6 protein-coding genes are annotated in these 13,478 nt (G+C 42.6%); all 6 read right to left on the bottom strand.

Going from position 1 to position 13,478, the window contains the following annotated elements; genetic code table 11:
• Nucleotides 1-141: 141 nt before the first annotated feature.
• Nucleotides 142-1,656: an amidase gene (locus G9Q97_RS09340; RefSeq protein ID WP_166146042.1), complete on the bottom strand. Its 1,515-nt coding sequence runs from the start codon at nt 1,654-1,656 to the stop codon at nt 142-144.
• 139 nt (nt 1,657-1,795) lie between these two features.
• Complete coding sequence (locus tag G9Q97_RS09335) at nt 1,796-3,388, bottom strand: amidase (RefSeq protein ID WP_166146039.1); 1,593 nt, start codon at nt 3,386-3,388, stop codon at nt 1,796-1,798.
• A gap of 37 nt (nt 3,389-3,425) precedes the next feature.
• The gene (locus G9Q97_RS09330; RefSeq protein WP_166146036.1) at nt 3,426-4,973 is read right to left on the bottom strand and encodes an amidase; all 1,548 of its coding nucleotides are present in this window, start codon (nt 4,971-4,973) and stop codon (nt 3,426-3,428) included.
• Between the two features lie 27 nt (nt 4,974-5,000).
• Entirely contained in the window at nt 5,001-6,482 is a 1,482-nt protein-coding gene (locus G9Q97_RS09325; protein WP_166146033.1) for a SusD/RagB family nutrient-binding outer membrane lipoprotein, read from the bottom strand.
• A 77-nt stretch (nt 6,483-6,559) separates the two neighbouring features.
• Nucleotides 6,560-9,793, bottom strand: coding sequence for a SusC/RagA family TonB-linked outer membrane protein (locus G9Q97_RS09320; protein WP_246255552.1), 3,234 nt, complete (start codon nt 9,791-9,793; stop codon nt 6,560-6,562).
• A gap of 1,308 nt (nt 9,794-11,101) precedes the next feature.
• Nucleotides 11,102-13,477: an OmpA family protein gene (locus G9Q97_RS09315; protein ID WP_166146030.1), complete on the bottom strand. Its 2,376-nt coding sequence runs from the start codon at nt 13,475-13,477 to the stop codon at nt 11,102-11,104.
• Between the last annotated feature and the right edge of the window lies 1 nt (nt 13,478).

Here is a 13,478-nt window from a genome sequence, read left to right as displayed (position 1 = left end):
CATAAAATAAGATGTTCCACTCATCCTCTGGTTGATAAACGGAATGATCAAATTCCTGTATTAACCTGTGGATTGATCGGGTTGATTTATAAAATCGAATTGGCAATACGGCTATTCAGACCCATCAGTAAAGTAATGTTATTATATATTTTCTGGCTTGGAGTACCCTCCAAATTTCCGCTCCAAATCAGCAGCTACCGCCAGCACTTTATCTTCCGTCCAGGGCTTTCCGACAATTTGTATTCCAAGCGGTAAACCCTCATTTGAAGTGCCTGCACGTACCACCGCGGCTGGCCATCCGGTGGCATTATATTCTGATGTATACCAGTGGCCCGGTATTCTTTCGGCATCCAATTTCATGGCTGCTGTGGAGGTAACCGGACAAAGCAGTATATCAAAGTCATCCATAAAATGAAGCATTTTACTTTTAAGGGCATCTATCTCCTCCACCAGTTTGGTGTATTGTGAGCCAGAAACTACTTCACCAGAAATATTGAGATTGGGTGAAATTACGGTAGTACCGCAAGCCTTAATAAGTCGCTTGATGTGAGCTTTACCATCTGCGCTGTTTAGCTCACTCCTTTTCTCGGAAAGTTCTTGAAGAACAGGTGGTCTTGCTTCGTCTACGCTGCTAACCGATGGTCTGAGTTGGTTGGCGCAATCAACCACCATTTTTTTGATTTCAGGAATAGGCTCTGCCACATCGTTTGTAGTGTAATAAGCTATTCTCAGTTTTGAAAAATCCACCTCGGCAGGGTCATAAAGTGGCACCGGGCTTATGCTCGCATCCATTTGATCAGGACCTGAAAGTATGGATAACAACAAATACAAATCTTCCACTCTCCTGGCCATTGGACCTGGTTGTTGATAACAACCATAGCGATCACCATAACCAGGTAAATGGCCTGTCTGAGGTATCCTTCCGCTGGTAGGCTTGATACTGGCCAAACCACAGACGTGGGCAGGAGCCCGTACACTACCACCGGAATCTGTTCCTATGTCAAAATAAGAACCGCCAGATGCAAGAATAGCAGCTGCTCCGCCACTGCTCCCTGATGGGTGACGGGTGAGGTCGTAAGGATTTAGTGTTTGACCGTATATAAGATTAGAGGTAAGATATGACATGGTGAATTCGGGGGTATTGGTCTTGCCCAGCAATATGGCCCCCTCCTCCCGCAGTCTGGCAACTACCGTAGCGTCTTTGCCTGGCATATAATCCTTGCGCCCCAAGGTACCGGCAGTTGAAATAATTCCAGCCGTGTCAAACGAATCTTTTATCGTCATAGGCACACCATGGAGCAGACCCAATGTTTTGCCTGCCATAACCGCTTCATCTGCCGCCTTGGCTTCCAAAAGCGCTCGTTCCCGGGCTAGCTGTACGACGGCATTGATTTGGGGATTAACCTCATCTATTCTTGCCAGACAGCTCTCCACAACTTCCTGGCTGCTTATTTCTTTATTCCTGATCATTTCAGCCACTTTTGTAGCTGACATGTATAAAAGTTCATCTGTTTCATCCAAGGAAACAAATTGTTGCTGAGGTAGCACTACTCCCTCCGGAAGCAGCTGACCATAGGCAGGCAACATTGAGCCCAGGGATCCCATTCCCAGCGTTGTAATAAATTTCCTTCGGTTGTTGGTGGTTTGCTTTTTCATTTGGTTTTGGATTAGTATTGGTTGGAATAATTATTTTTACACCTTCCTGTTTCAACTTATTGATGGTGATCCATTAGGTTTGATTAAAATGCTGTGGTAATTTCAATTATCAGTAGAAGTATTTTTGAAATGAAATTATTTAGATGGGAGGCTTTTTCCAACCACCTGACTTTAACTCAAGGTAACTGGCTACTGCCAGGGCCACATCCTCTCTCCAGGGCTGAGCCACTACCTGCACGCCTATAGGCAAGCCATCTTTATTTTGTCCACACCTGACCACTGCTCCAGGCCATCCACAGGTGTTAAAAGGCTTGGTGTAACTCTCCCCGGGATTATCCATATACCTTGATGATTCATTAAATCCACTATTAATGTCTCCGGCTGCAGAATTAGTTGCGGGGCAAATGATCACATCATATTGGGCAAACCATTGGAGCATTTTGCTCCTGTTGGCATCCTGCATTTCCAATAGCTTGGTGTATTCAGCCGTGCTAATTACATTCCCCTGTTCTGCAAGTCTTTCTCTCAGAGAGGCTCCATAAGTCTTAGAGCCTGCCCGCTCGGTAGCTCTTTTAAGCCATTGCCAGCCATCCCCGATTATCAATTCCCGCCTGATGGTTCCCAACTCAACCAGTAGGTCTTTGGGACAATCCTCTTTGACTTCCATAGCTACCTCATCCATCCATTTTGCCGCTATTTTAACTGTTTCAATGGTAGCCAGGTCTGTATTGGCTATTCCGTTTTCTGGAAAAAATGCCACTTTTAGTTTACCTAAATCTACTTCTTTATAGTCCGGCCAGGGCATAGGCACAACTGCCGCATCTCTAAAATCAGGGCTAGCCATGATAGGGGTAAGTAAATCCAGGTCCTTCACATATCTGGCCATGGGTCCGGGCTGCTGCCAGGGATCAAAAAGCCCACCATAATCTACAATATGTCCAGTACGGGGCAACCTAACCGATGTTGGCTTTAAACCAGCTATTCCATTGGTACAGGAAGGCCCTCTCACACTTCCTCCCCAATCAGTACCCACATCAAATGAAGCTCCACCAGATGCCACTATGGCGCCGGCACCTCCGCTACTTCCAGATGTACTTTTGTTAAAATCATAAGGGTTTTTACTGATGCCATAGATGATGTTATTGGTAGAGTTGACTCCCAAAACACCTCCAATGAGCGTGAACTCCGGAGTATTGGTTTTGCCCAATAATATGCCTCCTGCTTCTCTCACCCGGGCTACAACTGTCGCGTCTTCCTCAGGGACATGGTTCATTTTACCAATAGTGCCACCAGTGCTCACCACTCCTTTAGTCATAAAAGAGTCTTTGATCGTCATGGGTACACCATGTAACAAACCAGTGGAACTTCCTTTCGCCATGAATTGATCTGCCCTTTTTGCTTCTTCAAGAGCTCTGTCGAAGCATTCCATTACCACTGCATTCAGCTGGTAATTTATGTCATCGATTCTATCAATATGTGCCTGAACCACTTCCAATGCTGACACTTCTTTTTTGCGAATCATTTCAGCTATGGAGGTCACAGATTTATAATGAATCTCAGCAGGTTCTGCAGCAGGATCAAATTCCCTGATAAGCAAACGTTTATCACTCCCATTGGCAATGTATGGCAAGCATGCCGTCACTAAAGCACCAGCCGAAAACCTGGCAATGAAAGCCCTTCTGGTATTTCCCTTAATATCTTTTTTTAATAATTGTTTTTTCAGGTTGTTCATTTATTTAGTTGTTAAGTGGTCAATTATCATATCAAGATTAAATTGGAGGTGCCTGCCAGCCTCCCAGCTCTTTTTCCAAAAACTGGGCAACGGCCAATACCTTGTGATCCTGAAAAGGCTGTCCCACTATCTGAACGCCTATTGGCAAACCTTCTTTACTCGTTCCTGCTCTTACAACTGCAGCAGGCCAACCCGTGAGATTAAAAATTCCCATGTATCCATAGTCATCCGCAGACCTTGAGGATCTTTCGAACACCGTAGGATTTGGCGCTGCACCATCAAAATGGACAGGACAAATGACAATGTCATAGTTATGCATCCATTGTAATAACTTACTTCTGCAAGCATCTAATTTTTCCACCATCTCGGTAAAATCGACTGAAGGAATAGCAGTCGATGGATCAGGCAACCTCAGAAGGGGATGCGTTTGTTTGGTTCCATATTTTTCTGTGAGCCTACCGACCCAAGCTCTGCCATCAGCACTAGATAGCTGATAACGAACTTCTTCAGCTTCCTGGAAATCCTTAATCGGTGCATCTTCTTTAACTTGAATACCAGCAGTTTCCAAGGATGCCACAGCTCGGGTAATGGCTGCTACAGTTTCCATTGAGCAATCCTTCGTGCTTCCATGCGCCACAAACCAGGCATATTTCAAATCTTTTATTTGGACGGTGTCAGGATCTGTCCAGGGAACCGGGTGAATGGCTGCATCTATTTGATCCGGTCCCATGATGATTGGAAGGATGAGTTTCAAGTCCTCCACATATCTGGCCATAGGCCCAAGTACCTGATAGGCATCAAATAGTCCTCCGTAATCAACAATATGGCCGGTACGCGGTACCAATCCGGTAGTAGGTTTCATTCCGGCAATACCATTGAAATGAGCTGGTCCTCTGATGCTCCCGCCAAAATCTGACCCAATATCAAATGGTGAACCACCAGTGGCAACAATAGCGGCTGCCCCACCACTGCTTCCTCCGGGACTATACCCTTCTTTATATGGATTGCTTGTCATACCATATATCAAATTAGCGGTAGTACCTGACAAGGTAAATTCTGGAGTGTTGGTTTTACCCAAAAGAATGGCTCCCTGAGAACGAAGTCTGGCCACTATGGTGGCATCTTGCGAAGGGATATGATCTTTTCGGCCCAAAGTACCCCCTGTACTGAGTACTCCCGCTGTATCCAGAGAGTCCTTGATGGTCATGGGTACTCCATGTAGAGCGCCCATCAAATCACCTTTCCCCAGCATCTCATCAGCCTTTTGAGCTTCCATAAGGGCCCTTTCTTTACAAGTCAAAACCACTGCGTTGATCTGGGGATTTACCTCCTCTATCCGACTGTACATGATGTTAACCAATTCCACGGAGGAAATTTCTTTATCCCTGATCATTTGCGCCATCTGCACAACAGAGGCAGACTTAACGTCTTGTGAATGGTATTTGGATTGATAGAAATGGGAGGAATTGATGCTGTTGGCTGCGCTAAAAACAGGGGGAGCCATCAGGCCAAGCCCCCCCTTACCAAACAACATGAAAGATGAACTTATGAAATCTCTTCTGCTATTTTTCTTTTTGAAAATCATAACACTATTTTTTAGTTCAAATGTTCTTTATTGTCTGTCCCACCATACCCTGGTTAGCAGATCATCCGAACCTTGTCTGGCCAGGGCCTCCTCATAGTTTGATTTATTCAAATTGATTTCACTTGGCGGATAGCCCCTTCGTCTCGGGATCGCCTCAATGACTGCATCTTTAGCAACATCCAGCTCTGGATATTGTAATCTGCGCCATTCACTCCAGGACTGCACACCCTGCATGTAAAGAGATATCCACTTCTGATTTCCAATTGACTTGAATGGATCTGTACTGTCATACCTTACATCATCCTGAGACAAATAACTTTCTATAGCTGAGGGATCCGAAATACCCCATTGTTCCATAGAAGCCGAAATTGCCGAATTGTAATAATCCGAGGCATTGCCAGAAATCCAACCCCTTTCAGCCGCTTCAGCCAAAATGAAATTTACCTCGGCATAAGACATGATGGTAAAAGTTGAGGTGGGTTGTAGGATATTTTCAGCATTTGGCCAGGATACTGCAAAGTCACTTATAGCACTTCCAGAAGCTACGTCAAGCCCCACAGGCTGCCCGATATATCCTCCTCCCAAATCCTGATTGAAAGCAACATCTGCATACTTTTCAAGCCTTGGATCATTTAATGATTTGAGCATATCCACCAAAGTGCTACCTACACCGTAGTTGGGGACACTTAATTCAAATCGGAAAAACCATGGATTGTTGTTTGGCTGGGATTCTAAAAATTTGTAGTAAGCATTGTCGTCTACCGAAACCATTGGTCCTGCTGTAAACGCTTCGGAAATGTGATTTTCAGCTACTTCCGGGGCGACATTGGACAAGCGAAGGGCAACCCTCATCCTCAGGCTATTCGCAAACCTGTACCATTTGTCCATGTTACCATCAAAAATGATATCTCCGGCTATACCCCCCCCTGCAATATCAATCATTTCAGCTGCTTCAGAAAGTTCCTTGAGCAAATCCATATAAATGAACTCCTGGGTAGTGTAGGCAGGAAGCGGAAAATTATTCCCCTGGAGTGCCTCTTCATAGGGAATATCCCCCCATACATCCGTTATATTTTGATAGGCCCATGCTTTAAGAATTCGGGCTACAGCAATTTGATTTTGATTTGGTCCTGAAAGGGCTGCATTGACCATGGTTTCCGGATTGGTGTTCAGAAGAATGATTTCCTCCAAATCCCTGAGTCCACTGGTGTAAAAAGCGGAAAAATCTGCCTCTACGGTCGCATATGTATCGGTGGCCCCACCCCTCAAACTAGCCATTTGCTGAGCGTAAATCATACCCGGTAGACCAATTCCATCAAGCTGACTATGATTCCCGAATATATTTGCAACCAACTCCCGTTGTGCACCAGTCAATAGACTTGAAGTTGGCACTTCCAAAGGCTGATTTGGATCAATATTTAAATCTTCAAAGCCTTCCGTACAAGCCGACAAGAGAAGCAAAAAGCCTGTTGCCAGCATAATCAAACTTTTATTTATGTTATTTTTCATTTTGATAACTCTTTGATTTTAAACATTAGTTGTAAGAGATTTTAGCCTCAATCACTGTGTAATATTTACTATGGATTTTACAGCTTGAGGTTGATATTAAAACCAACCACCCTTGGCGCAGGCAGAGAAGCACCTTCTAATCCTTGAACATTACTTGACCCATAAGCAATTTCTGAGGGATCAATATGAGGCACATTACTGTGGAGCAATGCCACGTTCCTGGAAAAAACAGAAAGTCTGACTCCTCTAACAAATAAATTGCTTAACATTCTGGCAGGTAGGCTGTAACCCAGCCTGATCTCACGTAACTTGATGTAGGAGGCATCGTAAACATGCAATCCATCCAAATTATAATATTGCTTTAAATAATTCTGTGCTTCTAAATAAACCGTATTAGGTTCTCCATTTTCAAAAACGGCATCTCCTCTGATTCCTCCTCCTTCGGCAACGGGGTTTCTCATGGGAACCCCTCTGTCATTGTCGCCCACAGATTCAATAAACTGCCCATTAGCTATGCCATTTTGTACGGTTTCTGACCAAAAGCTCCCTCCAGACTGAAAATCAATCAAAGCACTTAAACTAATTCCCCGGTAGGTAAAGGTATTGGATAGTCCGCCCGTTAAATCAGGCATAATATTTCCTACTACTTCACCAGGGTTACGCAAATAAAACCCATTACTTCCGACAATTGGTTTACCAGTCTCTTCATGGTAGATTACATTTGGCGTGATAATGGTGCCGTAGGGCTGTCCTACGGTTGCATTGATCGAATTTGTTTCCCTTGATCCAAGTTCAAAATTGTCCTGCCCCTCGGCCAGTTCCAGCACCTTATTCCTATTCCTGGCAATATTAAAATTAACGTCCCAGGAAAAATTACTTGTTTCTACCGGAGTACCGCTAAGCATGACTTCAATGCCTTTATTCTCCATTTCTCCCGCATTGACTATAAGAGATTGAAAACCTGTGGTAGAGGAGACCGGAAGTGCTAAAATTTGATCAAAAGTATTTACTTTATATACGGTAAAATCCAAACCGATTCTGTTTTCCAAAAACCTCAAATCCAGACCAGCCTCCAGATTGGAAACAATCTCGGGTTTCAGGTTACTGTTTTTCAAAACATCATCTACAGTAAATACAGAGGTGTTTCCATAGGGATCTCCATTAGCATAGGTATTGATCAAACGATACGGATCAGTATCATTTCCCACCTGTGCCCAACCAATTCTCATTTTTCCAAATGAGAAGAAATCAGCACCGGTCATCAAATTGGAAAAAACAAAACTGCTGGATACTGCTGGATACAAATAAGAATTGTTATTCACAGGCAAAGTGGAAGACCAGTCATTTCGCAAAGAAGCCTCGAAAAAGAGGTAGTCTTTATACCCAATGTTTCCACTGGCGTAGATACTGTGAACTTCCCTTTCAGAAGTAAAGTCTCTTATCTCAGGACGCTGAAGGGATGCCATCAAATTGTAAAAATTTGGCACACTTAAACCACCCTGGGTTCTTGTATAGTTATTTTTAAAGGTATTTTTCCGAATGTTTCCACCGAAAGTAACCCCCAAACTAAAATCATCCCCAAATTCTGTATTGTACTGACCCAGCAATTCCAGGTTATCTTCTCTAAAATTGTAGAGGTCTTTTTCGTAAGCGTTTTGAAGATAACCCCCTATTGAGGCCCTGTCCTCTCTTACATCATTATAAAAATCTGTCCTGGCATATAGCGTCAAAGATAATTCCGGCAGGATCTGGTAAGAAATATTGATATTACCAAAAACCCTGTCTTTCAAATCATTATTATAACTTTCATACAGGGTGAAGTATGGATTGTTGTTATAACTTTGTTCCAAATGACGTCCCAAACCCTGGGTATTCCAGGTCATGTGGTAATACCTGTCTGATTTATAATCTCTCATTCTTGCAGGATCAATCTGCCGCTGTGTCCAGGCATACCAGTAAGTCAACACATTTACCGGCCGCTCCGGAGACCAATCTCCCGTTGCTGGTCTTCCTATAGCCTCCGTCCGAATGTAGTTGATTTTAGCACCCGCTGAAAACTTATCAGAAAGCTGTGTATTGGCACTTACAGCAATGGTGTTTCGGTTCAGCGAACTATTGGGCATAGTCCCGGTCTGGTCCAAATTGGTGTAAGAAAGCCTGAAAGAGCTCTTATCATCCCCACCGCTAATGGAAACATTGTTTGAAAGGGTCACCCCGGTTTCGAAGAAGTCCCTAACGTTATTGGGTGTTGCCACCCATGGGCGTACTTCCCCATAATTGGGTTCTCCCGGGTACATGCTGTCCCAATGCCTTACCAAAGTACCATCAAACCTGGGTCCCCAGCTGTTATTCGCATTGGTGTTGACCACCTTATACGTCTGGCCATCCAGTGGATCTACCGCCTCATCGAAGGTGAGGGCAAAACCACCCCCATACTCATTCTGCATTTCTGGCAACAAAAATACGTTGCTAAACATGGTGGATGAATTGACACTAACACCTATTCCTTTCGTGTTTTCACCAGATTTTGTAGTGATCAAAATAACACCATTAGAGGCTCTGGATCCATATAGAGCCGATGCACTGGGTCCTTTGAGGACTGAAATAGACGCTATATCATCAGGGTTAATGTCTTGAGCGGCATTGCCATAATCTCTACCCCCATTTCCAGAAACCTGATCGTCAGAATTGTAATTGGAGTTGTCAATAGGAGTACCATCCACCACAAATAATGGTTGGTTATTACCAGAAATAGAGTTAATTCCCCTGATGGTGATACGGGATGAACCCCCTATGTTTCCCGAAGAATTGGAAATTTGGACGCCCGCAATTTTTCCCGTAAGGGAGTTTACGATGTTGGTCTCTTTGGCCTCATCCAGGCCTCTGGTGTCCACTTGCTGAACGGTGTATCCTAACGCCCGTTCATCTCGCTTTACACCCAAGGCGGTAACCACCACCTCGGATAAAGCCGTTTCTTCAGAGGATAAAGATACTGTCAGGTTGCTTTGGTTCCCTACTTTGACTACCTTTTGATCGTAGCCAATAAAGGATACCTCCAATTCATTTTCTGATTCCGATAAATTCAAAGAGAATTCACCATTGATGTCTGTAGCGACACCTTTTGTTGTACCCTTGACCAGCACACTGGCACCCGGAATGGATTCTTCATTTTCGTCAATAACTTTTCCAGTTACAGTCTTGTCCTGCGCATGAAGCGAATGAAATGCGAAACAGGCGATGAGAACGACCATCCCCATAAATGGTCTTATTCCCCAGGAACGTCGTTCCTTTGAGTTAGTAAAATTTTTCATAATTTGTTAGTGGTTAATGTGTGATAAAACTGCACTTTCGGAATATACCGGAAGTACCACAGGAAATCCTGCGTTCAAGCTTGAACAGATTACTCTGGGGGGGCTAAAATTGGGCGATAAGAAGGCGATATAATCAGACTACAAAAACAATAATACTATAATGTCTGAGTCAAATTAAATCTTTAAATTTCGACAGCTGCTAAGTCCTTCTTGATCAAAGATATACGCAGGAAAGAAAACAAAAAAATAAACCATCTATTATTTTTTTAAACTAAAAGGTAATTATTTGTTATAGTATAGCTTTTATATACAATTTTATATTATTTTATTTAATTTTAACCTATTTTTTTTTACTTATTATTTAATTTAAAACTTATTTTATTTAATTTTTATTTTTATAGATTTTTTTTAATATTTACTTTATAGTGGATATTTATTGGGCCTATTTATTCCAAAATGGATCTATTTATAATTTTTTAGGTTATTTTTTTTACCTCTTTTTATTAATTTTCATCTTTAAACTTATTATTAGGGTATTTTTTAAACTACAATAGCCTTTTTTTTATTGTGTTCTTAATTATAAATATAATCCATTTCTTATTTCTAATCTTTTACTTTAACTGTAATTTTATTCCTTATCCAAAACTCATTGTGTTTTTTACTATCAATTCTTTCATCTATCAAATTTTTTATAAAACTATTTAAACTTTATCAGTCGTTCAAAAAGCATTCCCCATTCATTCAAATTCTTTGACAATCACTGAGTCTGTCAAGACTGTCGCTCTTTACTTTTCTGGTTGATGATTTCCAAATCAAATTTGATAATTCGGGATTGGTATTAAGTTCTGCTTTAGCCTGACCCGGAAAACAGGAAGGTTTGGACTAACAAAAAAGACCAGACGTTCTGGAAACGAAACAGCTCGTAGGGGGTAAAAGCTGTGAACCATAATCTGTTAACTGATTTTCTTCAGCACTACCGATACTTACATGAAGAATATAAATGCATCTTTCAGTACAGGTTAAAAGATGTGTAAGTCCTTAAAATGGGGAAAATGGTTAAATTAACGAACTTCGTATTTAATGCAAAGGGCTGCAAAAAAATCAAAAGTAGTTGAGGGCTTTAAAAAAAGTGAAAAACAAACCCAAACAGGTTACAGGTATAAAAGCTTTAGCAGTTGGAAAAAATGGGATTCAGAACTCTTTCAGTGGTATTAACAACAACAAATTTGCCTGGAATTAATGAAAACCTTTTTGGCTAAAAAAACTCAAAAAAAAAGGAGCTTTAAAAGCTCCTTTTTTATGGATCAATTACTGACCTTCTTTCCTGGACCAATTTTTCTTTGGCGTGGGAATGCTGGGCAGGATCAGCTCCGTTCGGCGGTTTAGTTGGTGCATCTCAGGACTGCAGGGCTGTTCATCGCAATCGTTCACCGGTTTTGTTTTTCCAAAAAACTCATACACCAACCGATCGGAAGCAATGCCTTTGCCTTCCAGGTAATTTTTTACTACCAAAGCCCTCTCTTTAGACAAGGCTTCGTTGTACTCGGCTGATCCCCTGTTGTCTGTATGTCCCATTATGGCCAATCTCCTGTTGATCATGTTTTTCAACATCAATGCCACTCTTTCCAGGGCCATCATGTCGGCAACATCAAGCTCCGCCTGATCAAAACCAAAATAAATGGTAGGCAACTCTTCAGGCAATTGAATGTTGCTGATATCGCATAAATCCACACCTTGCAATTCAGGGGGCATGGTATAAGCCCTTCCTTCTTCCGGGAATGCCAGCAGCAGCAATTCGGTCCTCCTGTTTAATTGGTGCAGATCTTCAGGACAGGGATTCCCATCTCCACAATCATTGGCCAATTCAGTTTCTCCCAGCCATTCTGCTTCAATCCTGGATCTGGCCACTCCGAATTTTCCCAAATAATCCCTTACTGCGTCTGCTCTTTTCTCACTGAGTGCTTCATTGTATGCTTCACTTGCCCTGGCATCAGTATGAGACCTAACTACAATATTTAAAAAGGAATAATATTTCAACAACTCTGCCACTTTATCTAAGGATGCCTGAGCATCAGTCCTTATGACAGATTCATCCAGGTTGTAATAGACCAGGTCCACATACACAGCCGTGTTATAAGGGATTCGAACCAATTGATAGGTCTTCTCCAGGCTCCCTGATGCCAGTCCCCTGGTACTCAAATCCTTGTCCTGAATAGCAAAATAACCCTGCTTTTTGATCTGGATTTCATGGTCTTGTTCGGGAGCCATTTCAGCCTCCAGCATGCCATCCCCAATTTGATCAATACCTATGTTGATTTTATCATTGCCCTCCGTTAAGGAAACCTCTAAGGCACCTGATACCTTTTCTCCATCACAAGCTAAAACCAATGCCTGGAAATCCTTATACAAAGATTCCAATTCAAAAATATCATCCCATCCGCTGCTTTCTGGTCGGTTTGAGGAAATCAAAACCCTGTTTTCTGCCGTTTCGAAAAACCCAAAGTCATCCTGCGGTGAATTGTAAGGTAACCCCATGTTTTTTACTCCGGCAAAGGTGTCGTTGTTCCTGTCGGAAGTAAAAATATCCAGTCCCCCAAGCCCGGGATGCCCATCCGAGGCAAAATAAAATTTTCCATCCTGAATAAAGGGATCTATTTCGTTGCCGGCAGAATTAATTACAGGTCCCAGATTAACTGGCTCCTGAAATTCAAAATTTTCTCCATAAGTCATGTAGTACAAATCAAAGCCTCCATGACCACCTGACATATCTGAAGAAAAGTATAATCTTTTATTGCTTTCGTCAACAAAAGGACTTTTTATACTGTATTCCAGGGGAGCATTAATTGGCAGGCCTTTAAAGTCAACGGGCTTGCCTGCCGCATCCAGCCTGCTGAAATACAGCTCCGAGTGGACTTCATAATTTTTGGACCGCCTGATATCCCTGGTGACTGTATAAAAAATAATATCCTGCTCTTGCAAAACGTAGGGATCTGAGGCATGAAATACCCCGGGAACCGGAACCTCAAAGGGAGTTACCGTTCCAGCGGTATCCATGCGGTAAATACTTAAAAAATCCCTTCCTGTCCAATCTGAGGATTTGTTGTAGTATTTATAGCTCTTGTCAATCCGCAAAGCTTTTTTCTCCCGGTCAGATTCACCCCCTCTGTCTGAGGTAAAATATATCCTTCCCTGCTGGTCCTTTACCCAACCAAATTCGGTACTTGAACTGTTGATCCGGTCCAGTCTTTTGAGCCCGGCATTTCCTTCTGAACCATACCAATATTTTAAAGAATCCAATTGAAGGTTTCTGATGGCACCATTCTGCTCCTCGTCCAGGGAGTCCAATGCCATAAAAACAGCATCCTTTTCACCAGCCCTGTTGGCAGCAGCAATATATTGTAACCAATCCTTGTCGTCCGCTTCCGCAAAAGTGACCGCCTTTTCCCACCAGTTGTAAGCTTTGGGATAATCTCTTAATACATCAAAAGCCATTGCAGCACCTTTTGCTGCCTGAAAAGAAGGGTTTTTGGCATAGGCATTGGCATATCCCTGGCCAGCTTCAAAATAGTTTTCCTCTGCAAGCTTCCTGTCAGCATAGCGCAACAATCCACTTTGGGCAGTGGCGCTGCCTGAAAGCAGGCCAAACAAAAACACCGGAATAAAATAAATAAAAATCTTCTTCATA

The organism is Cyclobacterium plantarum, from assembly GCF_011290685.1.
GTDB classification, from domain to species: Bacteria; Bacteroidota; Bacteroidia; order Cytophagales; family Cyclobacteriaceae; genus Cyclobacterium; species Cyclobacterium plantarum.
This window is presented reverse-complemented; position numbering and strand designations above follow the sequence as displayed.